This window comes from Mesorhizobium sp. L-8-3 (genome assembly GCF_016756615.1).
Lineage (GTDB): Bacteria > Pseudomonadota > Alphaproteobacteria > Rhizobiales > Rhizobiaceae.
The window spans coordinates 7,117,033-7,140,946 of sequence record NZ_AP023262.1; the positions used below are offsets into that span (position 1 = coordinate 7,117,033).

General features: G+C 60.3%; 21 protein-coding genes and 3 pseudogenes. 7 read left to right on the forward strand and 17 right to left on the reverse strand.

Features of this window, described 5'->3' with window-relative positions; all coding sequences use genetic code 11:
* Nucleotides 1–21: 21 nt before the first annotated feature.
* Nucleotides 22–714 (reverse strand): SMC-Scp complex subunit ScpB, encoded by a 693-nt coding sequence (gene scpB, locus JN302_RS32940; protein WP_202330427.1) that lies wholly within the window; start codon nt 712–714, stop codon nt 22–24.
* A 5-nt stretch (nt 715–719) separates the two neighbouring features.
* Entirely contained in the window at nt 720–1,739 is a 1,020-nt protein-coding gene (locus JN302_RS32945) for a DUF1403 family protein (RefSeq protein WP_202334531.1), read from the reverse strand.
* Between the two features lie 722 nt (nt 1,740–2,461).
* On the opposite strand from JN302_RS32945, the gene JN302_RS32950 reads away from it, so the two are divergent.
* From JN302_RS32950 to JN302_RS32965, 4 genes are read left to right on the forward strand one after another with little or no spacing between them, the layout of a single operon-like run.
* A complete protein-coding gene (locus tag JN302_RS32950; RefSeq protein ID WP_044549170.1) occupies nt 2,462–2,746 on the forward strand; it encodes a DUF2604 domain-containing protein in 285 nt (94 codons plus the stop codon).
* The gene (locus tag JN302_RS32955) at nt 2,739–3,356 is read left to right on the forward strand and encodes a putative metal-binding protein (protein WP_010913845.1); all 618 of its coding nucleotides are present in this window, start codon (nt 2,739–2,741) and stop codon (nt 3,354–3,356) included. The genes JN302_RS32950 and JN302_RS32955 overlap by 8 nt, the downstream gene beginning before the upstream one ends.
* An 8-nt stretch (nt 3,357–3,364) precedes the next feature.
* A complete protein-coding gene (locus JN302_RS32960) occupies nt 3,365–3,841 on the forward strand; it encodes a Mov34/MPN/PAD-1 family protein (protein WP_244420607.1) in 477 nt (158 codons plus the stop codon).
* 3 nt (nt 3,842–3,844) lie between these two features.
* Nucleotides 3,845–5,392, forward strand: coding sequence for an E2 ligase fold family C protein (locus JN302_RS32965; RefSeq protein ID WP_202330428.1), 1,548 nt, complete (start codon nt 3,845–3,847; stop codon nt 5,390–5,392).
* A 77-nt stretch (nt 5,393–5,469) separates the two neighbouring features.
* Here JN302_RS32965 and JN302_RS40065 read toward each other — a convergent pair.
* The 13 genes and pseudogenes from JN302_RS40065 to JN302_RS33030 form a co-directional block, all read right to left on the reverse strand.
* A pseudogene (locus JN302_RS40065) lies at nt 5,470–6,002 on the reverse strand (DUF3363 domain-containing protein).
* Nucleotides 6,003–6,025: 23 nt separating this feature from the next.
* The gene (locus tag JN302_RS32975; protein WP_202324009.1) at nt 6,026–6,469 is read right to left on the reverse strand and encodes a nucleoside 2-deoxyribosyltransferase; all 444 of its coding nucleotides are present in this window, start codon (nt 6,467–6,469) and stop codon (nt 6,026–6,028) included.
* A 13-nt stretch (nt 6,470–6,482) separates the two neighbouring features.
* The gene (locus JN302_RS32980) at nt 6,483–8,102 is read right to left on the reverse strand and encodes an SIR2 family protein (RefSeq protein ID WP_202330429.1); all 1,620 of its coding nucleotides are present in this window, start codon (nt 8,100–8,102) and stop codon (nt 6,483–6,485) included.
* Complete coding sequence (locus JN302_RS32985; protein WP_202324014.1) at nt 8,095–9,273, reverse strand: DUF6884 domain-containing protein; 1,179 nt, start codon at nt 9,271–9,273, stop codon at nt 8,095–8,097. Before JN302_RS32985 ends, JN302_RS32980 begins: the two co-directional genes overlap by 8 nt.
* A 654-nt stretch (nt 9,274–9,927) precedes the next feature.
* On the reverse strand, nt 9,928–10,827 hold the full coding sequence (locus tag JN302_RS32990; RefSeq protein ID WP_202330430.1) for a hypothetical protein: 900 nt from the start codon (nt 10,825–10,827) through the stop codon (nt 9,928–9,930).
* Nucleotides 10,828–10,838: 11 nt separating this feature from the next.
* Nucleotides 10,839–11,543 carry a hypothetical protein gene (locus JN302_RS32995; protein WP_202330431.1) on the reverse strand — a complete coding sequence of 235 codons (705 nt, stop codon included), beginning with the start codon at nt 11,541–11,543 and terminating at the stop codon, nt 10,839–10,841.
* Between the two features lie 4 nt (nt 11,544–11,547).
* On the reverse strand, nt 11,548–13,194 hold the full coding sequence (locus JN302_RS33000) for a S8 family serine peptidase (protein ID WP_342215997.1): 1,647 nt from the start codon (nt 13,192–13,194) through the stop codon (nt 11,548–11,550).
* 103 nt (nt 13,195–13,297) lie between these two features.
* A complete protein-coding gene (locus JN302_RS33005; protein WP_202330433.1) occupies nt 13,298–14,488 on the reverse strand; it encodes an AAA family ATPase in 1,191 nt (396 codons plus the stop codon).
* Between the two features lie 123 nt (nt 14,489–14,611).
* On the reverse strand, nt 14,612–16,582 hold the full coding sequence (rlxS, locus tag JN302_RS33010) for a relaxase/mobilization nuclease RlxS (RefSeq protein WP_202324022.1): 1,971 nt from the start codon (nt 16,580–16,582) through the stop codon (nt 14,612–14,614).
* Between the two features lie 198 nt (nt 16,583–16,780).
* Nucleotides 16,781–17,464 carry a lytic transglycosylase domain-containing protein gene (locus tag JN302_RS33015; protein ID WP_202330434.1) on the reverse strand — a complete coding sequence of 228 codons (684 nt, stop codon included), beginning with the start codon at nt 17,462–17,464 and terminating at the stop codon, nt 16,781–16,783.
* On the reverse strand, nt 17,452–18,000 hold the full coding sequence (locus tag JN302_RS33020) for a S26 family signal peptidase (protein ID WP_202330435.1): 549 nt from the start codon (nt 17,998–18,000) through the stop codon (nt 17,452–17,454). Before JN302_RS33020 ends, JN302_RS33015 begins: the two co-directional genes overlap by 13 nt.
* Entirely contained in the window at nt 17,997–18,266 is a 270-nt protein-coding gene (locus tag JN302_RS33025) for a helix-turn-helix transcriptional regulator (RefSeq protein ID WP_006328932.1), read from the reverse strand. Before JN302_RS33025 ends, JN302_RS33020 begins: the two co-directional genes overlap by 4 nt.
* Nucleotides 18,267–18,428: 162 nt before the next feature.
* The gene (locus JN302_RS33030; protein ID WP_006328923.1) at nt 18,429–18,752 is read right to left on the reverse strand and encodes a DUF736 domain-containing protein; all 324 of its coding nucleotides are present in this window, start codon (nt 18,750–18,752) and stop codon (nt 18,429–18,431) included.
* 1,673 nt (nt 18,753–20,425) lie between these two features.
* Here JN302_RS33030 and JN302_RS33035 point away from each other — a divergent pair.
* Together JN302_RS33035 and JN302_RS33040 are read left to right on the forward strand one after the other, a co-directional pair.
* Nucleotides 20,426–20,771: pseudogene (locus JN302_RS33035) on the forward strand (RNA polymerase factor sigma-54); the annotation flags it as partial.
* A gap of 56 nt (nt 20,772–20,827) precedes the next feature.
* A complete protein-coding gene (locus JN302_RS33040) occupies nt 20,828–22,054 on the forward strand; it encodes an MFS transporter (protein WP_202334532.1) in 1,227 nt (408 codons plus the stop codon).
* A 521-nt stretch (nt 22,055–22,575) separates the two neighbouring features.
* Here the strand turns inward: JN302_RS33040 and JN302_RS33045 are convergent.
* Nucleotides 22,576–22,683, reverse strand: a pseudogene (locus JN302_RS33045) (nitrogen fixation protein NifQ); the annotation flags it as partial.
* A gap of 120 nt (nt 22,684–22,803) precedes the next feature.
* Nucleotides 22,804–23,709 (reverse strand): LysR family transcriptional regulator, encoded by a 906-nt coding sequence (locus JN302_RS33050; RefSeq protein ID WP_202330436.1) that lies wholly within the window; start codon nt 23,707–23,709, stop codon nt 22,804–22,806.
* 43 nt (nt 23,710–23,752) lie between these two features.
* Here JN302_RS33050 and JN302_RS39400 point away from each other — a divergent pair, with 43 nt between their 5' ends.
* Nucleotides 23,753–23,908, forward strand: coding sequence for a hypothetical protein (locus JN302_RS39400; protein ID WP_272481108.1), 156 nt, complete (start codon nt 23,753–23,755; stop codon nt 23,906–23,908).
* The last annotated feature ends 6 nt before the right edge of the window (nt 23,909–23,914 follow it).

Genomic DNA, 23,914 nt, shown 5'->3' on the forward strand with positions numbered 1-23,914 from the left:
CCCCATTCGTTTGCCCTCACCCTATTCGCTGCCGGCATCGTCATCCGTGAAAACTGGTGAAATGTCACCGGCCAGCAGCTTCGCCTTGGATAACAGCCCTGCATCTTCGAGCGCTTCGAAATCCGGCAGGTCGCGCAGCGTGTCGAGCCCGAACTCAAGCAGGAATTCTTTTGTCGTCACATAGGTGTAGGGCGCGCCCGGTGTTGGGCTGCGCGGACCGGAAGCGATCAGGCCGGCACCGCGCAGATGACCAATAAAATCGCGACTGATCTCCTTGCCGAAGAAAGACGACAGTTCGGCGCGGGTGATCGGCTGGAAGTAGCCGATGCACATCAGCACCAGCACTTCAGATTGCGTGAGGTCTGCCGCGCGTTCGTTACCGCCGACTGCACAGCGGATGGCATCGGCATAGGCCGGGCGGGTGAGATGCTTCCAGCCTCCGGCGACCGAGACCAGATCATAGGGTCGACCGCGCAGCTCCTCGCGGATGTCGTCGATCAGCAGATCGATGCTGCAGTTTTTTCCGACGATCCGCGCGAGCGTCTCGCGGCCGACCGGTTCGTTGGCGGCGAAGATGGTCGCTTCGACACGGTTCATCCATTCGCGCCAGCGCGCCTCCGGCGGCAGGTGATCCAGTTCGCGGTCAAACAGCTGGTCAGCTGATCGACGGTCATCTGGCCGATCCTTTCCGCGTCTGCGCACCGCTTCCACCATGGTCGTCACAGCCCGTAGATGCGAAAGGTTGGGCGGCCCGACAGCTCGCGCACGGCACCGAGTTCGACCAGCCGGTCGAATAGCCGGCGCAGGCCGCGGTCGCTCATGCCGGCGATTTTTTCGGATGCGACGATCGCGTCGTCGGACAGGAGTCTTTCGACGACCATGTCTGCCGCCTTGGCCCTGAGTTTGGGCGCAACTGCAAGCAGCCGGTCCGCGCGGCGCTCGAGCTCGGCGGAAAGATCAATGGCGCGCAGCGCAGCGCGCGCCTGCGCGGCCAGCAGGCTTTTGGCCCAATCGGATTCCGTTTCGACACCTGCGGCCAGAGCGGCAGCCACTGGTCGACGCGCCCGGCCCATACCCACAGCTAAGGCCGCCTCGCCGCCCAGCAAAGGGATTGCATGCGTCCAGCCTAGCCGCTGCGCGAGCCAGACATCGGCAAGCCAGGCTCCGAGAACGCGCCGGAACCCGTGACGCTCCGCGGCCGCGAAGGCCCCGACCAGCGTTTCGACCGTCCCGGTGTTGGCGGCAAGCTGTCGCAGATCGTCCGTCAGATCGCTGACCGCCTCGTCGTCGCGCGCGAAACCGAAGTCATCCAGCACCGCGACAAGGCTTTTCTCCGTCAGCTGCTCCTCCGCGGGCCGAGATGCCAGCCGACGCCAGGTGAGGATAAAACGGCCGCCGGGTCCGACATCGTCGCCAGGCCGCGTAAGCAGCACAGCATCGCGCAGTGCGCTTTCATCCTCGACGCGGCCGGCCTGCTTTGCCGTTGCCGCAGCGGCCGAAAGCGCCAGCCGCTGCCGCCAAGCGCCGGCCCACCGCTCCTGCCGGCGGACCACAGCATCGAGCGCGGCGATGGCGGCGCCGGCGGCGAACGCGACGTCGTCAACATCTTTTCCCGCAAGGCCTTGCGCATCAGGGACGGACCGGCGCAGCCAAGTCGGGACGGGGACCGGTGGAGTAACGGCTGCCGCGCCAAGAAGCGTGCCGGGGTGGCGCGAGAGAGATTTGGGGCGCAGAATCATCGAAAGCACGATGAATCACGGCGGCGCTTTTAGCAACAAAAATGGACAAAAAGCGCTGCACCTGTCGTGCCGACAAAACGAACGATAATCTTGCATTATCAGTTGCTTAACTCTACTCTTCCACTCGCAACAAGTTAGCTGGATAACATCACTCTTCGGGCACACCCGGACGACGGTTCGGTGCAGCCACTCACGTCAATCCGGACAGTCCCGTCTTCTCGTCGCGACTATCCCGGTACCCGGAGTTGGTCACGGCGACCTGCTTCCGAGCCACCTTTCGAATAGGCCGAGCTCGGATCACCAGCTCTAAAGCTCCACGTGATTGCCTATTCGATAAACCCTCCGTCAAGATTGCAGCGGCTAGAAGCCGCCGCAGCCAAACGGTCACAGCGCCCGCCCAATCGAACCTGAAATCATACCGGCAGGCGGACTTGCACGGGGGCTGTCAGTGGAGCAGGCGCGTGAAAGAGCACATGAAATAGGTGTATCGCCAATATTTTCGTATTGCTCTAATCGATTATAGTTGTGAAGCGCAATTTCAGCCCGTTTACTTGCCGCTCAAGTCACGCATAAAAGAAGGTAGCACCGATTCGGTAGCTTATCCCCTGTCTTTTGCGTACTCGCGGCCCGTGGCGCCGAGTGGACGATTGAAGATCGCCGGTCTCACTAGCAGGTGGGCACAAGCGCCTGGGGCCGGTTGGCAAGCCACAGGAGTAGGACAAATGTCGAAGGATTCGGGTAAGGGCGATCACGGCGGCAAGATCGAGATCACGGTGGTGGTGAACGGCCAGCCCACGCAGGTCGAAGCCAATCCCAACCAGCCGCTTCACGTCGTTCGTGCCAAAGCCCTTGAGAACACGCAGAACGTCGCCCAGCCGGCCGAGAATTGGGAATTCAAGGATGAGGCCGGCAACCTGCTCGACGTTGACAAAAAAGTTGGCGATTTCGGTTTCGCGAACATTGTGACCCTGTTCCTCAGCCTGAAGGCGGGTGTAGCAGGTGCCTGAAATCCAGACTGTGGACCCTGCGGTCTCGCGAGCGAAATTCGATCGGCAGATCGGCTGGTTCCAAACACAAGCGGGCGCTTACCGGGCTCAGGGTTGTTTCCTGATCGAGGCGAGATTCCCTACTGCCTTCTTCATCTTCGCACCGCCCAAGATAAGGCCACAGATAATCGGTGCAGCTGTCGAGATCGACTTCTCCAATTACGACCTCCGACCTCCGTCGGTAGTCTTCGTCGACCCCTTTACCCGCCGGCCGGTTGCCCGCAAGGATTTACTGCTAAGTATGCTCAGACGACCGCATCTACCCGGAACCCCACCGGATATGATTTCGGTCCTCATGCAGCAGAAAGCTCTGTCGCTAGCGGACTTCCTCCAGGCCAACAGTGCGGAACATACGCCATTCCTGTGCATGGCAGGCGTCCGGGAATACCACGACAATCCAGCCCATTCAGGTGACTCATGGCTTCTCCACCGGGGTTCTGGCGAAGGCTGTTTGGCCTTTATCCTGGACAAGATCATCAAGTACGGGACCGGCCCCGTGGAGCAGATACAGTATCAGTTCCAAATCTCAGTGGGAGCGATGGTAGTACCCCCATCCGCCATCCCGGAATGAGCGTTTTGATGGATGTAACGACCGTGACGCTCCCGCGCCACTGCATCTCGACTGTGCATGCGCATCTGCGCTCGGTTGGTCGCGAAGGCAATGAGGGGATGGCGCTCTGGGTCGGCGTTCAGCAAGACCAGCATTTTGCCGTAACAGAGACCGTGCTCCCGGCGCAGCGTCACATTCGGACGGGCGATGGTGTTTGCGTGATGGTTCCGGCCGAGGAACTGCACCGGCTTAATGTCTGGCTCTACAATAGCGGCCTGAAACTCTTGGCCCAGATCCATAGCCATCCGGGCCGAGCCTACCATTCGACGACCGACGATGCTTATGCGGTTGCTACCACGGTTGGGTGTCTGTCGCTGGTAGTGCCGAATTTCGCCCGCGAGCCTTTCGATTTTGCTCGAGTCGCCGCCTATCGGCTCGACGGAAAAGCCAACTGGAATGCGCTCCCTTCCGCGGCACTGTCGCGAATGATCACAATAACGAGTTGAACAATGGCACTCGCTAACTTCATCGACCGCGCCGCCACGGCGGCATCTCAGGTCCTAGCCGATTTTCATCTGGAGGACTTTAAAGCAGCTCTTGAAAAGCAGGTCGTGGCCGTCGCCTTTGACGATCAAGCCGCTTCCTGCGCCGAAGGCCAGGCGACACTAGATCTTGCGGTGAGGTTGCTCGCCAGGCTCTATCCAGTTCTGGCGATACTCCCGCTGGGCAGCGCGGCAAGCTTTCAAGCCCAAGCGCTGGAGCGCTTGGCAAAGTCGATAAATCCAAAAGTTGGCATCCGGCGTTCCGGCAAGTCTGCCACCATCTGCGTAGTTGCAGGGGTGACGCGCCCACCACTCCGGTGCCCGACCTTTTTCATGGGATCGGACGGTTGGGCGGCAAAGCTGTCGCGTACGGACCCGGTGGGCTCCGGCTCGAGTTTGCTGCCCTATGGAGCTGGCGCCGCCAGTTGCTTCGGCGCCGCCAACGTCTTTCGAACCATCTTCGCCGCCCAGCTGACCCGCGCCGAGTTAGACGAAACCATCGACCTCTCGTTATACAGCTACGACAAGACCAAAGCCGGCGAGGCAGGCCCGATCGACATACCTGTCGACCTTGGCGAAACGCACCTCGTTGGGCTCGGTGCGATAGGCCATGGCTCGCTTTGGGCGCTAGCGAGACAACCCGGTCTCACGGGTCGTCTGCATGTAATCGATCACGAAGCAATCGAACTCTCAAACCTGCAGCGCTACGTATTGGCCGGCCAGGCGGAGATTGGCATGTCCAAGGCGGTTCTTGCAGCCACCGCCCTTAGATCGACGGCCATTGGGGTCGAGGCGCACCCGCTGACGTGGGCAGAATATGTTGCGCGCCACGGCGACTGGGTCTTCGACCGAGTGGGTGTGGCGCTTGACACCGCCGCCGACCGTCTGGCGGTCCAAGGTGCTCTGCCCCGATGGATCGCGAATGCCTGGACGCAGGAGCACGACCTCGGCATCTCGCGGCACGGGTTCGATGACGGCCAAGCTTGCCTTTGTTGCATGTACCTGCCGTCCGGGAAATCCAAGGACGAGCACCAGCTGATTGCCGAGGAACTCGGAATACCGGAAGCACACGAGCAGGTGAAAACGCTCCTGCAGACCAATGCCGGAGTTCCCAACGACTTTGTAGTTCGGGTGGCTACAGCGATGGCTGTGCCGTTTGAACCGCTAGCCCCGTTTGTTGGCCAGCCCCTGCGTTCCTTTTATCAGCAGGCTATCTGCGGCGGTCTGGTGTTCCAGCTCAGTGATGGAAGTCGCCGCGTTCGAACCGTGGTTCCGATGGCCTTCCAGTCAGCGCTTGCCGGGATTATGCTTGCCGCCGAGCTCGTCAAACACAGCGCGGGTTTTCCCGTGGGCCCGACGACGAGCACTCGGGTGAATCTTCTGCGCCCACTTGGCTCCCGCTTGCACGATCCGAAGGCCAAGGATTCCAGCGGCCGCTGCATCTGTAGCGATGACGATTTCATTGCCGCTTACAGGCGCAAATACGCAAATACGGCAAGCGCGTTGAACAGCTAGGCGATGTCTCCGCCCCCTAAGCAGACGCGGATATCTAGATCCCAGGGCCGGCGGCTTGTGCTCGTGACGAGGGCGAACTACACGCTGGGCCCGCTCCTCTGCCGACCTATCGTCCATGATATCCCCTCCCCGCTCACGATCCCGGACACCTTCTTGCCGATGTGCCGCTCGAGCACCGGCCGCCATGGTACCAGCGTGAATTCGCGACTTTTCAACGACGGCATATTTTCCGCTGGCGAGCTCGACGGACCGGCGTAGCGTACCCTCTACTCGTTCTCCAGACCGGGCTTCGACACAAGGCAGTCCAAGTTCCTCCGACAGCTGCCCGGCAACACGGTTCAGCTCGCGCTGGCAACATCGCAAGCATGTTGGCGCGGTAGACGGACCGATTCTGCTCTTCATGCGCGAGGCCTTGCGCGATCAGCCACTGCCGCCGGCGGACTTGCGCTTCCCGTACCTCACCGCCAAAGCCGGAGTTGCGCAAGGCCTCCGGTCGGTCGGCAACGAGCGGCTGGTCAATCCAGGTGGCGCCGTCAAAGCTGACCTGTCGCTCCAGCGAATCCGCAGCGTGATGCGCCTCTTTGCGGATCGACGAACACCCCGCCATCATGACTCGGGTAGCGTGCCGCCCCTTCAACCTGCGTCGCGTGCCGAGAGAAATCCCCCGCGTAACCAAGCAACGAGTTCGATGGTGTTAGCAAAAATCTTCTTGCATCCTGCAATAATCATGGGATTGTCGCCGGAGGGTAGCAATGTGCGATCATCGGTCTTGAGACCAAGGCACACCTTGTTGAGCGCCCGACCGTAGCCAATTTCAAATGCCACGCCTTCATCAATCGTGCGACCGTCCAGTACAGCAACGATATAATTGCACCTCCTAATCGCATTGATGTCCGCCTCAAACACCAATTGCCTCGCAGCCTCCAATGGCATCCCTCCATCGACTAGATCGCGCATGAGCTTTCCGTCGCGTTGAGGAAGAAAAACGTGCGCCATAGGCTCAAGAAGGCTTGTCAGCCGCTCATTGAAGCTGCGCTCAATGTCATTGAACAGTGGCGCTGCCAGATAGATACGCATGGACGTTCGAGCATCATTCATAGCGGGCGATAATCGTGTTGAGCTCGGTCGGTTCATATTCCTCGAATAGAACGTGCCGAGCCACCTTGCGAGCAACGTCACCTGGACTGTTCTCATCGGTTGAGAGGACAAACGACGGATTGTAGATCATTTTGAGGGTCATAGTCTGTGCATCAAAATAGGGTTGCTTGCCCGCCTCCTCCGGAGGGCGACCTCGCGCCATATTTCGCTTCACTAGCGTCTTGGAGTCCGCCTCGATAAAAATGATCTCTCCTTTCTGAAGAGGCTGATCGCGAGTTACTAGATCGCGCAATGCATGAGACTTTACCTTGTTCTCGTCATCGCCTTTAGAGAAGGCATAAAGATCCAAAGGGGCACGATCCATAAAATGAAGCCCCGCCGTCGCCGCATGCATACGGCGATTCTTCTCCTTCAGTTCCGAATATATGAATTGATCTACGATTTTCTGCTGATCTTCAGTGATCTTACTTGACGCCATATACATTTCACGAGGAGGTGGCCGTGTCCATTCTTCGTGTGTTTGAAAGCATCGCAAGTGCTCGAGCAATGTCGATTTCCCGGAGGCGACAGGCCCCACTATATAATAGTGATACCGAGAGCGCCGATCCTTTCCAAGCGTTTCCACGGTTTCGCTGAACCCTCTTTCATCAAGATTAAGAATATCGAGAAAATCTCTGATCTCAGCAGACGTGAGAAATATCGTTACCAAGTTATAGAGCTCGAGATTGGCCTCGAATATGTCCTGTCTTCGCGCCTCTGATAGGACCCCTTCTTCCTTAATCCAGTATATCATATAGTGATGGTTAGCTGGGCTCTTATCCCGGTTGAGGCGTAGGTAATTTTTGAGTGAGCTATCGGCAAGCGAATGACCAATCAACAGCATTGTGTTTTGAACAAAGCGAAGGAACAGATACTCGGAACTGACACCGGGGGAACGTGCACGAGCATCCGCGAAAGAATCTTCCGTGAATATCAGTTGGGGGCTGCGCTTCTTAAGGCTGACACGGGGCAATATTCCATTGACGTGATAAACTGTCGTCAGATTCCCTCGATCGGTAAGAGGCGGTTGCCAAGTGACGCTTAGGGCGTTACCGGACTCGCTGCCAAAAGCGCTTTGCTTTACCTGCTCCCCTATCGCATCAGCCAGAAGATCGTCGAAGTTGAAATTTATTACCAGTGATACTTTGCGAGACAGATCACGCAGCTGTGCGAGATAGGGATGCGTTTGTATGACCTCGGCGATTGTTTGCGGGACCTTCTCATAGATCGCCTTGTGAATAGCGTCGCCCCATTCATATTCGACCGTTGCGGACCTAAGCTCTGCCGGCTCCGTGACAGGACATGCCCCCCTGAAGCGATGATAGATGATCTGTCCGAGATATTCAGGTTGGAGTCCCGCCGCAACGTGTGCTGCTAAATCATCAGGGAGGCCGCCCTGAATCTCCGCAAGCCTTTTCAATAGATCCTGCCACCCGGGCACCTTGGCGTCGATTGAAATTCCGGCTCCCGTCACCAGGTTCAGCCGTTGCAGTCTCAGCCTTTGGTAGAGGTGGCACAAAAATCGCGGGAGACGCGGCTGTCGCGCGATGGCGGCATGAAGGTCACTAACCATTATTCAGACCTCGAAATATCGAGGCGACTGAGCCCGCTGCTGCTGGATCATATTTTCCCCCGACCCCACGGATGTTCCATAATCCAGATTGGCGGATATGTGCTACAGGAGATTTGAGGCCAAGCCAGTCAGGACCGGGATAATCAATTATCCGCATCGATTCGCTAAAAAGCGCAATCAACTGCATCTCAACCTTAGCGCGCAAGCTTTCCTTGCTAGGTTTGTCATCAACTTCAAGCAGAACCACCTCTAAATCCTGAAGATATCGTGAGACCGCAAGCTCATGCGCAATCTCCAAACTCTTCACCTCGGGGCGAGCGTCCTGACCCTCACCCCAAGTCGCAAGGCTGCCATGGCCGGGGCCGGCCTCCAGCATCGCTCTACCAATGTGCAGACGGAAGATGGAGCCACGATGGTTGCCGATCTGACTGGAAGGTCCCAGGTGATTGCGCAATCGACCCCGCAGGGAAGCCTGCGAGCCAGCGCTAACTGCGTGGGTACCGATCCGCACCACTCGGAAACCAGCGCCTCGGAAGTTCCGTTCGGCGCCGTCCAGGAATATGTAGACCCCGCGTTTTGGCACGGATCTCGACGAAAGTTCCCTGAACGAGAACACACGGTCCGCTATGCGCTCTTCACCAATCCAATTATAGAGCCGATCCAGGTCCTGTATCCTTGCCGCCATTCGTTTTGCTTCCGCTAGCCAAATGGCGTGGTCAGAGTATTCAAGGCCCAACCAGGGCGCGACGATATCCAACGGAGAGACCCTGGCCCTGTTCAGCTCCAGCAACGGCATACTGTATTCGTTAGCAGCAAGCAGCGTCACCTGCCTGCTTTCGGCACGAGCAGCAAGCGCATCAAGCACCTGCTCAGCCCAATCGCGTTGATTGGCTTCAGGCAGATCGGGGAGATTGAGATCATACGGAGCGATAACCATCTCGCCCGCGACGATCCCGTGTTTGCCCGACAAAATTGCGTACGGCGCGCCGAGCGATCGAACAAGATTGATGCAACTTTTGAATCGGTCCGAAGTATAGAGCTGATCTGCGGGGGCGGCTTCTTGGCGCTTCTTTCGGCCGCAGCCAATGACAATGAGTGGAACGACGCCGTTGCGACCGAGCACAGCTTCTCGGAGAAGCATTGTCGGAGGCTCGAACAGTTCGCCCTGCATCACGCCAATCCTCTGGCTGCAGGATCATCCGCGGCTTTCATGCTGTGGAATGGCTTGGCAAGAGCGAGTCGACAAAGGACCAGACCAGCCGTTAACGCCACCGGGGTCCGATCGACAATGATTCGACGAATCCTTGCGGCGTCTACATCATGGCTATCACGCAGTGATCGACCGACCTTAAGCTGAACAAGCCTGTGATAAACAGCAGTGCCAGCGCCATATGGCTTTTTGGTAAGGCTCGCGTACTGCCAAGGAGCACTGGGCTGCGTCCGTGTGCGTGTAAGATCGGGGGCAATTCCCATGCACCTAACTACAGCCGATCTGTTTGTCGCCACCGAACTTGCCGAGGCTGCCGCGCCGCGTGGCTTCTTAGCCGATAGGCCTACTCGTGCGAAAACCGGGCTGACGTGAACATCGAGGATAGGCAGCTCAGCCGGCAACGTGGCGATGCCCCCCAGACAGTCCAGCACCTCGTCAAGCTTACGACTCTTGGAGATGGAATTGGGTTTCCTGCCGAGGAGAGATGCGGATTCTCGGACGCTCAAACCCGTCTTGCCAAATCCGTCAATAGAGTCATCATAGGACATGATCGAGCACAGCTTCTCACACGACTCGGTGATTTTGCTGCATTGAATCATGTTCCCCCCTGGACGCTCAAGGCGCTGCTTGACCGGCTCGTGTGACCCCAAAGATCATGTAATTGAGAGCGATGGGGGAAGCGCCGCTGAGCTTGGGAGCGACAGTTCCGCTCTGCCTGCTAAAGACGAAATCGCTCCAATTCCAGCCGACCTCATTTGTCTGCACAACGACATATGAGCCTAACCGCAATTTGGCGGAAGTGGCCGCTTTTGAGAAATCCAAGCCCAGACCGAATGAAAAGACAGGCCGGTTGTTGCCTTGCTTCTCGATCGCACGAACAACGCCCTTGGCGAGCTGAACGAAGGGCACGAGCACGGGCTGCGCGGTGGTCAGAAGCGATAGCCCTTCCTTGAAAGCAGAGTTATCCAGCGCTTCCACCAGCATGTCGGTTCCGCCGCTGCGAACGTTGATGGTGCGCCCTTCGAAGCTCAGGCCGTCGTTGCCAACGTTCACTCCGACGAAGATGGGCAAGCTTAGCAACGGGGCTGCGCTGCCGTCAGTGGCGATGGTCTTCAAGGCAAAGCGCATCTCCTCCGACTTGCTCCCAGCTTGGTTCTTCCCCGTAAATTCGCACAGTATCTCGTGGCGGCCGGACCCCGGATAGTTGTGAACGTAGAACCGATCGAGGGTGATTTTCAAACTCGCGCCTTGGAGCCTTTCATCGGGCGCCATCGACGTTGCGTGAACGATGTCCAGTCTATCTCCCGCCGAAGATCCATTCTCGGGAATGAACCCGATCGCCGCGCCAGTGTTAGCCCATTGGTCGTTGGTGAAGAAGGGAACGCTGATCGCCTGACTTCGAGCCCCCAGCTGATGGAAACGGGAAGCCGCTTCGTGATCGCCGATTTCCTCCAGATAGGCGGCGATCTCCAAAGGATGCTTGGCTCCGATGCAATCTGATTTGTCGAATTCCATTCGGTCCCCTTTCAAGCACGTACGCGCGGCCTTGGCCGGATGGCCTCGCGAACGGAGGCGTAAATATCCTCCCGCACGGTGGCGCCGACTTCCAACGTCACCGCGAGTGCATAGGGAACCGCAGCCTGCTGGAAATTCCGGTGGTTGGCGCGCGCCTGGACTCCTATGAACAGCCCGCTGGAGTCCATGAAGGCAGTGCTGTTGCTCCCCTCAAGGATGAAGTGCGCCACGGTTCCGCGCCTTATATCATCCGGATGGGGCTGCATGATCGTCTTCACACCTCGCCAGAACTTACGCTTTCCGTCCTGATCGACGACGTCCAGCATCACACCCCGATAGGCGATGGAGGTTGGATGGATCGGGGGTAGCCATGCGAGCGTCATAGTGATCCTACGGATCTCCCTTGAGCGGATCATGCCGGTTGGGATTGGAATGCGATACTCGTGAAGCTGCTCGTGGCTGATCTCATCATCGGCAAGCAGGGTGACACGGTTGACCGCACCTGATATCACCCGCTCGACCGTCGGCTTGCCGTATCCTAGGAATTTCGTGACCGTTGCCCTGCGCCGCCGCCATTGTTTCGTGCCCGGCGGTGGATAAGAGGCGTCCAGCAAGGTACCGGCATCGCCCCACTGGGAGCCGTGCACCAGCAATGCTTTCGTGGCGAGAGCCGCCCGTTTGAAATCCCGCAGGCTGACCCCGTCTTCGGCCAGCACCTCCTCAAGAGCGTCGACAATCTGGATACCCGAACGCGTTACGAGAGCTGCTGCGTTGCTCGTACCGGTCGAGCGACGGGTACGCGTAACAGATCCTGCCGAAGGGTCGGGTGCTGCCGTCTCCAGGCCAATGTGTCCGATCTCGTCCGGCCAGACGAGGTGCCCATCGGCGTGATCGGCCGCCCTTGCGACCTGCCGACCTCCAATGTCCACAATATCCGGCTTGAGTGAACGGTTGATCCCGGGGCCGATCGCCGATCCGAGATTTGGACGGCGCGAACGGGTCGATAGTGTCCGAAGGGCAGGCGCCCGCCCCGTCCGCATGCACGGCACCCACGCTTAGGACATTCATGGCCTCGGCAGGGCTGAGCAGACCGCGAATGCCCTTGCTTGCCTCGACCGCACGAATGAGCGCGATCTGTCGTTCCAGGGGCGAAGCTGCGTTGAACGATGCCTGATCCGGATATCCGGAGGGAAACCGTGCTGTTATATTTCCGGCGCTGACGACGAACAGGATGCCGTATTTGTGCGATAGCCAGTCAAGCAGTCGCGCCCAGGGAGTTGGCCGACGCACGAAAGGCCCTTCTGCGTCACAGATCGAGTGATTGATGATCAGGACATCGGGCCCCGCCGGCCCAGCCTGCTGGTGCTCGTCCTTCAGGGCAAAGACCGCCCGATAGATGATGCCGATAGGAAGAAGGTCCTGGTGCGTACGCTCGTCATTGAGATGCTGGGGTGCGGCCAGGACGGGAACCGCCTTGAGGCTTCTCGTCAGTGGCGCCTCTCCATTTGCTAGATCGCCGTGGATGATCAGGGAAGCAATCGCAGTACCATGATATCGCCGAGCGACGGGAACCCAGGCGCTCGACACGTCAACCTCGATGACATCCACCCGCCCATCCAGAAGGCGGTGGTTCTGCATTGGGTATCCATCCAGGATCGCGGCCACCGCGGGACGCAGTCCGTCATTTGTGCCCTCACGCAGGCTAGTCACCGCAGAATCCGGCTCGGAGAGGGGCCTGGTGGCGTATAGCGACTGGGGACGGATCGACATGATCGGGTCGGCATTGGCCAAGCGCCCGGTGCGGGAACTAATCGCGCTAGCCTGTTGGGCCGGGACCTCAATCAGTGCCACTTGGTACCGGATGGGCTCGATCGTCACGAAATCGACAATCCGGCCACCCACCGCTGAAAGAATGCCCTCGAGCGCCTGCTTCGCATTCTTGCGGAGTTCCTCGTTCTCGTGGAACCACAGATCGAGTTCAAGCCGCACCGGCGCCTGCGGATCCTTCGCGAGACGGCGGTGGATGAAGAACTGGGTGGCCGGTTCAACCCTGTCAGAAGCATTCCACACCCGGATTTTGGAAAGGTAGCCGAATATTTTCCACCAATCCTTTTCGTCTTCGCGAGGCGATAGCTTCGACTCGAACCGCCGCCACATGGCAAGCAGCTGGCGCATGCCGTTTTCGGTCGGCATGGTGAGGTAGAGGCGAGACATAGCGGAGTCGGCATCTCCCGCGTCGTCCTGGTCCGCATCGTCATCGGTGACAGGGTCGGGGTCTGAGCCGACATAGTCCTCGGTCAGCCACTCGAATCTAAGCTGCTCGGCGGCCGCAACGAACCGCTCGACCGGACCGATGGTTTCGAACACCAAGGCACGTTCGGGAGAAGCGAACGCTGCATTCGTGGTTGCCCCAGCTTCTAGTGATTCCTTTAGGAGGGCGATGCCCGGAGCCAGCCTCCTGGATTGTTCCTCAGAGGAGCGAGCCCTCGGGAAGCGAGCCTTTCGGCTCCCCTTTAAGCGCTTGAGCACGTTTTCGCTTCGGCGAATGCGTATGATCGGCCGGTCTACTATCTTCAGCCCCCCCCCGAATTGACCGTTTCCGCCGGAGCTTGGCCAGACCTTCAAGCAGCGCTTGGTCGGCGGCAAGTTTTCCGCGAGACAAAACGACCTTCCTTCTCACGTCTAAAGTGAAGGCTTCGATATCCGAGAAATTCAGACCGTTCAATGTGCGTACGAATTTTTCCTCAATAAAGGCAATAGAGTCACCGTAGTCTTTCCGGAGCCGATGAAACCACTGGGATATTTCCTGCGGACGTGGAAGTGGCACGTCCACTCGAAGCTCGAAGCGCCTCCACACGGCACGGTCCAAGAGCTCGGGGTGATTGGTGGCGCACACAATCACGCAGTTCGTGGGTATCGCATCCATTTGCAACAGAAGCGAACTCACGACGCGCTTGATTTCTCCGGTCTCCTGGGTATCGCCCCGTTCCTTGCCAACCGTGTCGAATTCGTCGAAAAACACCACGCAGGACTGCCCGGCGACAAAATCAGTGAGCCGGCGAAGGCGGGATGCGGTCTCGCCGAGATAGCTGGCGATAAGTCCGTCATACCGGACGACATAAAATGGCAGCCGCAGCTCGTGCGAGAGTATTTCAGCGAGACTTGTCTTGCCCGTCCCGGGCGGCCCGACCAACAGCACCTTATGCCGCGGCTCGAGACCGTGGGACCGCAACAATCCGATTTCCGAATACTCGTCAATGAATTCCTGGATTTCCCCCGACGTCTCCGGTGCCAGGACGAGATCCTTGAGCCTACGGCTCGGCTTGAGCTCGACCAGTGCGTCACTCAATTCTGGCGGGATGGCGTATTCACGCATTCTCGGCGCACTGGACCTCTTCCTACGATCTGCGTCGATCGCGTCGACTAGTCGCTCAGCGATTCCGTTCTGTTGTTGGGCCCGCGCCTCGGCGACAAGCGCCTGAAGCGGCAGCGAGGCACGGTCGCTGGAAAAGCCAAGATCGTCATCCTTCCGTGCGATGCCGGTTCGCGCCATTGTTCCGTTACCTTCCGCGCTCGACTCGTCCCCAATGCGGCGCTGTTTCCCATTAATGATAAGCCAATTGGCAACCAGCGCCAGAGGCAGGGTGCAAAAAGCTGCCACTCTCCTGACGATCCTATTGTCATTCGAAGCCCGTTAACGTTCGGTTTTGAGGCTGCCACGACGGTTCAAAGGTGACACGGTTTCGATGAGACGTGCAGTACCTCCTTTCACGCCGCGCCGCCACTACGAAACGCTCTGTCCGCTCCTCTGCCGTCCGAGGGTCCATGAGATGGCCTCCCCGCGCACCACACCGGAAACCTCCTTGCCGAGATGTCGGTCAAGCACTGGTCGCCATGGCACCAGCGTGAATTCTCGCGACTTCTCGATGACAGCGTACTTGCCGCTAGCAAGGTCGACGGATCGGCGCAGCGTGCCTTCTATTCGATCTCCAGGCTGCGCTTCGGCATACGCGAGACCGAGCTGATCCGACAGCTGGCCGGCGACACGGTTCAGCTCGCGCTGGCGCAGGATCGAAATCATGTTGGCGCGGTAGACGGTCCGGTTCTGCTCTTCATGCGCGAGGCCTTGCGCGATCAGCCACTGCCGCCGGCGGACTTGCGCTTCCCGTACCTCACCGCCAAAGCCGGAGGTGCGCAAGGCCTCCGGTCGGTCGGCAACCAGCTGCTGGTCAATCCAGGTGGCGCCGTCAGAACGGACCTGTCGCTCCAGCGGCATTGACGAGAGCTCGTCGACAACAACAGGCTCGGCCCTGGCCCGCTGGCGCTCATAGTCAGCGACACGGTTGAGGTGATCTGGCGCGATGATCCAGGCTCCGTCCGGCTCGCGCTCCACGCCGGCGGTCGCGCGGCGGATCGCCTCCAGCCGCCGCACATGGGTTTCGGCAAAGCGTTCGGTGGCGGACGGATCATGCTTGAGGTGAATGTCGATGGAATAGCGGCCCTCATGAGTAGCGGCGATCTCGGCGATCGCCCGGTCAACCGGCGTGGGCTCGATGTTCCTCGGCGTGACACGCACGATGCAGCCGTCGGGCGTCGGCCCAGCGGCCTCGCCCTTGCCGATATCGACATAATGGCTTTTCCCGTCCACACCGTCGACGACGAGGTAATGCCGGTCGCTGATCTCGTCGGCCAGCCCACGCACGACGACGCGACCGACAATAGGTGCGGCCAGCGGTTCCGGTCGATCATGCACAATGTAATCGGCAGCACTGCGGGCGAGCCCCTTGCCGGTCAGCTCGCGGTGCATGGTCTTGATGATGTCGCCGCGCTCGCCAACGCGGCGCAGCGTCGCCTCAAGCTCGTCGTCCAGACGCCACCTGCCAGAGCCGATCTCATCGGCTAACCCCATCCGATCGAGCTTGCGCAGGCGTCCCTGATGCAGCGTCTGGCGAAAGGCGTCCCGGCCGTCCGGCGTGACATGTCCGTCGTCGTCGCGCATGCGTAGCAGCTGCCGGTCTATGCTGGTGAAGCGCTCCTGTTCCATTTCCTGGCGCAGGCGCTGCTCGATCTCGCGGTCGGTGCGAGGACCGAGATCGAGGCTGACCAGTTCGGCCCCGCGCTCGCGCAAACCGGACGAGATGTAGTCGCGGGCGATGACGAGATTCTCGCCGCGATCGTCCTTGCCGCGAACGATGACATGGGTGTGGGGATGGCCAGTGTTGAAATGGTCGACGCCAACCCAATCGAGCTTGGTGCCGAGATCCTCTTCCATCTGCGCCATCAAGCGTCGGGTCAGTGGCTTGAGGTCGTCATACTCAATGCCGTCTTCGGCGGCGACGATGAAACGGAACTGATGCCGGTCGCCATCGGCACGATCGAGGAAGGCCTTGCCATCGACCCGATCTTTGTCGGCACCATAGAGTTGGCCAGGCTCGCCTTCGCGGGTGACGCCGTCGCGCTGGAGGTAGCGCAGGTGCGCGTGCGCTCCGTCGGAACCCTTGCCGGCCAGTTTGACGACCCGTGCCTTGACGACGACACGTCGCAGCCGAAAGGCGGCGTAGCGGTCGCGTGACTTGAGCAGCGCGGCTGCGGCCCCACCCCGCCCAGCCCGGCTTCCCGTGAAGCGGCCACCGCGCGGGGACCTGCCGCCGGCTCGGTTGATTGCAGCTCGGACCTGGCCGGCGAAGCGTTTTTCTGCCTTCGAGCCGCGCGACCCGATCTTGCCAAGCTTTGGCCTGAACTCGTCGTCTGTCATGCAAGCCTCCCGAAATACTGCAACAAAATCGGCGGCTTGCGCGCCCCAGCCTCTTGGTGCCGCTGGCAGCCTCCTGGGAAAGCGATGTGCAGACAAAGACTTAACCGCCTATCGGAGGCGGTGCCTTTATCTTGCCTTACGCGCCCCTCGCCCCTCGCCTTAAGCGTCCCTGGCCCCTCCCGGATGCCCTCAACAGCGCTAGCCATTGTGCTTCTTTGGCCGCGCGAGATCCCTGCCGAGCGGCACGAAAAGGCCGCCATTCGTTTCACCGGCGCGAACACCGTCGCGAAGGAAGAACAAAGAGCGTCCGGAGGGAGCGTTCCGCCCCTTTGAAGTTGTGGATTGGCCTTTGAATTCGTTCATGTCGGCCGCCGAAATCCCCGTCGCCTCAAGCTGTTTCAGATAGGCAACGGTCTCTTTCGGCAGCGGCCTTCGAAGCTTCAAATGGCCTTCATAGCGCTCGGGTCCAGCGTTGTAGGCGGCAAACAGGCCGGGGAATCCGAAACGCTTATACATGGCGCTGAGATAGGCGGTTCCGGCCAAGATGTTGTCGCGCGGATCGTGCGGGTCGGCTCCCAGACCGTGCTCGACGCGCATCTCCTGATAGGTGCCGGGCATCACCTGCATAAGACCCATGGCGCCGGCGCGGGAGGTGATGGGACGGCCATCGAGGACGGTCTTGCCGCGGCTTTCGGCATCGATGACGGCGCAAATCCAGGCCTGGGGAATGTGGAAGCGTGCGCTTGCTTCCGATACGAAGTGCTGCCATCGTTGCAGCTGCGGACTTTGGGAGATGACGGCTGGCTCAGCGCCGGTCGAGGCGGAACGGGCGCATGGCGCGACGGCGATCATGCCGAGCATCAGGAGGGTCACTCGGTCCATAGCGGCACCAGCCTCCCGATGATGTTGTCGGCCGGCACCGGCCCGAAATAGCGACTGTCGAAGGAGTGATTTTTTTCGTTGCCGAGCAGGAAAACCTCGTCATGGGCGAGCGCTCGGCAGCCGTTCCACCAAGGCAGCGGACGGCCTTGCGTGTCGATTTTGAGCCGACGGGCGACGATCTCGCCGCCTATGATGATGGCATTACTAAAGGCGCAGACATGCTCGTCCGGCAGCGCGGCGAGACGCTTCACCAGCGGTATATTGCGAGGCAGATAGCCGCGTTGGTCGGCGAGATAGGCAACGAAGCCAGGCGGGCGGGCGAGCACAAGATCGCCGCGCGCAGGCGTGCCAGACCCAACGCGATAGAGACCGACCGGCGCGCTAGCCGAGGCGTTCCAGACCAGCAAGGGAGACGGCTTTGGGAGCGCCGTGAAGCCTGTCAGGCTCAGGCCAATCGCGGCGATGGCGATTGCGTTGCGCGCCCGAACGCGCCGCAAACGGCTGCCGATCAGATGGATGGAAGGCCGCTGGCTCATGAGCGGGCTCCCTCGTCGGCTGAGCCGGACCCGCCCTTGTCATCGTCGGAGCCGGGTTCTGGCGGGCGGCCTTTCGACCAGTCGTCGAGTTCGTCGATGTGGTAGCGGACATAGCGGCCGTGCTTGCGGTATTTCGGGCCGCCGCCGGTCAGCCGCATCTTTTCCAGGGTGCGCTGGGACAGGCCGATATAGAAGGCAGCCTGCGCGGTGTTCAGAAACGGACTGCCCTTCTTGGCGCGGGCCGCGCGGTCGTTTTCGTCGTCCATGATGGTCCTCGTTTCGCTTCGGACAAGCGACCGCGAGGATCGGCGAGCGAGGTCGTCCTGGGGACGGGCGAAGAGTCGGGTGGGAGTTTTCGCCGCCCCTTCGGGCGAGCGTCGGCGGGAACCCCCGCGCCGAGTTGCGGCGCGAGGGCTTGAGCCGGCCGGTCAGTCGGCCGGGTTCCAGATGACGGCGTAGGTGTCTTGATCGTCTTGGCCGGCGGCGCGGCCGAGATTGGCGTAGAGCTTGCGGGGACCGAACTCCGGTGCGGCGATGGACAAGCTCACATAGTCGTTGCCGGAAGTCTCCCCGGTTCGGATCCAGCCGGCGCCGACCTCCACGCCCTGCGTCAGCACCCGGAAGTCGGGATGGTTGTCGGCGGACTTGCTCCGATTGGGCACGATGTCGATGTCGGCGCGGACGCTGAGCGTCCTGAGCTGGCCTTTGTAGCTGCCGTTTTCCTGCTTGTTGACGTAACCGATCGCGGTCATTTTCCTGTCTCCTTCTGCTGTCGCCGGGGACCATTCCCCTGCGATGGCGGACCGTGATGGGCGCGTCCGGACCGCCCGAACCCGGCAGGGCCGCAGCGGCAGCGAAGGACCCGAGCGGGCAGCTTTTTTGAAGCGAAGCGGCGCGAGGAAGCCGCGTCATGCGGCGGGGAAAAAAGCTGGTGGCGAGGGTTTCGGGCGGGCTGGAACCGCCCATAGGTCAATGAGCCAGCCGCAGGGGAATGTCCTCAAGACGTGTGGGGACAGGTCGCGTGATCGGGTGAGCACAACAAGCGATCGGAACGCGTGCGGCGGGTTCCGCACGCTCAACACCGTGCCGGATCGATAAATGTGCCCGTGCACCGGGAGCCCCAGCAGGCATCTCGGCGTGGTAATCGAGCACTGACAAGGGCGAGCTTTGGCGGCCGGATGTTGTTGCCGGAAGCGGGGTCCAAGGGGCGGAACGTGCAGCCAACGCGCCCCGGAGAGGCGCCAACCCGCGGCTATCGACGAGCCGCCTCGGCATGGCGGACTCATTCGAGGGTAACAGCGACCGGGCCTCGGCCCATTGATCGGCGGTCGGAAGCCGCCGCGTTTCGTGTGTTTTCGGTTGGGAACTTGGTCGAATCCGCGCCAGCTGGTTCCATTGGAGCGAAACCGATCGTCTCGGCGTGATCGAGGAATTCGACCAAATTGATACCGATGGCCTTCGCGAGGTCCGCCTGGCTGAGACCAGACGCTTTTCTTTTATCGACGCGGACATACCCGGGTGATCGGCCAGCCGCCATCCGCCAAGGTTAGGTCGTTCCTAGCGGCGCGGCGGGCACGGCTGAGCCCGCGTCCGAAGTCGACGAGGAAAGGGTATTGCTCCCCCGATTTCCGAAGAAGGCCACTGGTCGCAATTGCCCCTGTGGGCCGTGGCGATCTTTTGGTCGCGCTTGCGACATTCTTGTCAGCCTTCGGGACACAACAATGTTTTCGGATAGGCGCGCACGAGGGAGCAAATCAAGGAATCTCAATCTCGCAAACGCCGTGACGCCCAGCCGGACTCGATCCTCAGGGCGTGGAGACCGGCGCGCCGTGCTGAAGAGCTCGGAGGTGTCAAAGGCCTTCCTCGACAGGGGGAGCAGCAACAGCGCGATCGTAGGCGCGACGGCCGCATCTTCGCAGATCGCAGCCTGCGCACGCAATTACACGCCAGAGACAAAGCCTTACGCGGTCGATGCCGGCGTGCGGCAATGCATCGGCTCGGCCCGTCCGGAACGGCTTTCGCCTTCCCTTGCCGGCGCGGAAGTTCTGACTACTCCGACAGTACAGCACCTTTGCTCGGTCCGGGTGACCAAGCGATTGTGCGGCGCGCTCGGTCTCGGTCAATGCACGGCGCCCCTGCTCAAGCCGACAGGGCTTCGGCAAAAGATAGTCCGATTCGGTGCCCCCAAGTGAAATGGCATAGCGCTTGCTGTTATCCGTTAGAGCCCACCAAAGCACGTAGAAAGCTATGAACAGAACCATGGCAAAAACGCGAAGTTCCATACAAGCGCCCAAGGAGACCGTGCACGTTTGCGCCGAACGTCCCCTCCAGACGTCCCTCCTCCGGTATCTGATTTGCTATGGCTGGTTCGAGACTGACGGAGCCGTGGCGCTCGCCCAATTGTCGCTTACCCGCCTCCGCCAGGAGGGTCGCCGACGCGATCAAAGTGCATCAGGCGACGGTAAGCCGGGTGACGTCGAACACATACATGCAGACCCCGCGCGAAGTGTTCGAACTGAAGTATTTTTTCACCGTCGCGAGCGCGTCCTCCCAAGGTGGCGACGCGCGGTCCCCCCCGAAGCTGTCCGCCATCGGATCAAGGCGACAATCGCCGACGAATCGCAAGATGACGCGCTTTCCGACGACGACATCGTCGTCCGGCCCAAGGAAAGGGCCATCGATTTGCGCGCCGCACCGTCACAAAATATCGCGAAGCGATGAACATCCCCTCGTCCGTGCAATGCCGCAGGGAATGGCGCTTCTGGCGTTAATCCGGGTCAACGCAGCAACCCGAGTTTGCAGCACATCCAAACTGGAGACCCTGTTGATGACCGAATCCGCTACGGGCTTCATGGACGGAGTTCTGCATGACCCAAAACAGCCAGATCAACGGTCTGGTCCCGCATGGGGTGCAGTCATTTCGCTTGCCTTAGGCACCTTTGGGCTTGTGACGGCAGAGTTTCTGCCTGCCAGCGTGCTGACACCGCTCGCGCATGATCTCTCTATCACCGAGGGTGCAGTCGGACAGGCGCTGACAACGACCGCCATCGTGGGGGCGATCTCGGCGCCGACGATGGCCGTCATCACAAGGCCCCTGGACCGCAGGATCGTCATATGGGCGATGACGCTGCTGCTGATCCTGTCGAACGTTCTATCGGCCGTCGCGGGGTCGCTGCCGGTTCTCCTGGCCGCCCGCGTCGTGCTCGGCATAGCACTCGGAGGGTTCTGGTCGATTTCGGCAGCGCTGGCGATGCGGCTCGTTCCAAGTCACCTCCTGCGGCGCGCCATGTCGATCATCCTCACCGGCGTTACCTGCGCTGCCGTTTGCGCGGCTCCAATCGGCGCCTATGTCGGCGATATCTGGGGATGGCGAACCGCCTTCATGATCGCTGCGGTCGTCGGCGCCGTTACGCTGGTAGTGCAACTCATAACCATTCCGACGCTGCCTCCGATTGGAGTGGCCAGCTTCCGCAGTCTGCTGGATGTGGCCAAGAATCCGATGATCAAAGTCGCGATGTTGGTCGTCCTGCTGGTCGCTTCCGGGCACTTCGCCGGCTTCACCTATATCCGCGCCTTCCTTGAGAAGTTTCCCGCGCTTGATATCGAGACGATCTCGCTGGTGTTGCTCGTCTTTGGCATCGGCGGCTTCTTCGGCAATTTGGCCGGCGGATTCCTGGCCGAGCACAGCCTCAAGGCAGCCGCGGCCCTGCCTCCCCTGTTCATAGCGATGGCCACTGTCTCGCTGCTGACGCTGGGAGCATCGGCTTGGGCCACGGCGATTGCGGTTACAGTATGGGGCTTTGCCTTCGGCGCGGTGCCGGTGGGACTGCAGACATGGATGGTGCTGCACGCCGCTCCCGAGCAGGCCGAAAGCGCCGGTGGGCTGATGGCCGCAACGTTCCAGGTAGCCATCGCAGCGGGCGCGATTTTCGGCGGACTACTGATGGACAATGCCGGCGTCGCCAGTTCCCTTGCCTACAGCGCCGTTGCCTCGTTCCTCGGCGCCCTGACAGTGTTCTTGCTCGGCCCGAAGCGCGAACCTCAGACCACCTGACAGAGAGGCCATCAGTGCAGCGCGGGAAAGATGCAATCATCAGCCGCGCGGTGCGATCCTACGCACGATTTTTGGCGGTTGCAGGCCTCGTCTCCGGGTGATCGGACGCTGTTGTCCGGTCGATTTCGACCGGCGGGGGCGTTTCGAATGATGGTGCCGACGAGAGAACCTAAGAGTGCGGGACCGAACCGGACCGCCTCGTCCGTCGACCGCTCTGGCATGGCGACGCGGTCTATGCGGCTCTGTCTTGCGGCGAGCATCGGGCGGATCGCGCGCCTGATCTCTTACATGAAGCTCGGGGCCGAACATGCCCCGCAGCTTCTGATTCGGCCCGAAATAGAGGATCGTTCGGCGATATCGTAGTTGTATTCACCAACTGTGATCCAGCCGCGATTGAACGTCGACAGCCCCGCGCGACGGATTTCCAGCGGCGGAATCTCAAGCGCCGCCTGCCCTTGGTAAGGCGGCTTACCGGAATTCGGCAGGAGGACGAGACGAGTTATCTCACGCTCAGTATCCCCGCAATTCGGTGCGGCGCATGGCGAAAACCTTCAGCCTCGCATAGCTTGCGGTAAAAGTACTTCTTCCACTTCATGTTTTTTGGTGTTGCCGGCTGCCAGCATGGGGAAACACGTGGCACGCCGTCATGCAAAATCATCGAATGTGCGTCAGACCCAATTTTGCACGCCGGTTCGCACCCGTATGAGGCGCTGAGTAAATCTAGACTGAGACCAGGAGTGCCCGCGACTTCACATGCGGGATGCCTCCTGCAACATTATCTGCCGCATCCAGATGCTTGCCGGATCACTGTTGTGGAGGGTGGGCCATTGGACGGCCTCGGTGAACGTGGGTAGTGGCCGCGGAAGTTCGATGATCCGCAAGGGGAAGGTTTTTTTGAAATGCTGAACCAGCCGGAAGGGCATGGTCGCTATACGAGCTGTGCCTGAGACCATCGGCGGGATCATGCTAAAGGCCTGTACGACGATCTCAACACGTCTCTTGAGACCATGCTCAAGCAAAAACTGTTCCTCGATGGATGGCATCTGGGCACCGCCGACCCTGAACGCAATGTGTTTCATCGACACGTATCTCTCGAATGTAAGCTGACGTGGCAACTGCTTGTTCGTGGGGCAGCCCACGCACACGAATGTCTCGTCGAACAGCGCCGTTCTTGGATGGGCGCTCGACATGAAAAATTCCGGAAGAATCACAAAATCGACGTCACCGCGCCGGAGAAGCTCATCGGGGTCGTTGTCGAGCGGCCGCAATTCGAAGCTGACGGCGGGTGCTTCGCGTGCAACCCGCTCCACGACCTTTTCAAAAAACACGAGTGTGGCGAAATCGGAAAGAATGATCCTGAAGCGGCGATCGGATTGAGCCGGATTAAACGGATCCCAAGAAATAATCGAGCATTGGATGTGCAAGAGTGCGCCACGAACTGCGGGGGCGAGTGTTTCCGCACGCGGGGTTAGAACGCGTTCGCGGCCGCTCATCGTAAACAGTTCATCGTTGAAATAGTCGCGCAGCCGGGCGACGGCCGCGCTCATGGCCGGCTGACTAAGGTTGATGCTGCTTGCCGCGGCCGTGAGGTTGCGCGCGGTCAGCAGTGCGTCGAGCACGACGAGAAGGTTCAGATCAAGGCCTTTGAAACGCATGCCTCATCTGTCCGTAACGTGGTTGTTTGTCATCGTGACCATTATGGGCGCTCGTTTACGGTCCCACTCAGAGGTGTTGTGTCCCGACCTGCCGCCCGCGCGCGTGGAGGACGTGCTCGTCGTAGTTATGGGGATAGCGCGGCCGATGAGCGAATGGCCGACCGGTACAACAGTCGATCGGATAGGTCCGGAGCTATGAAACATG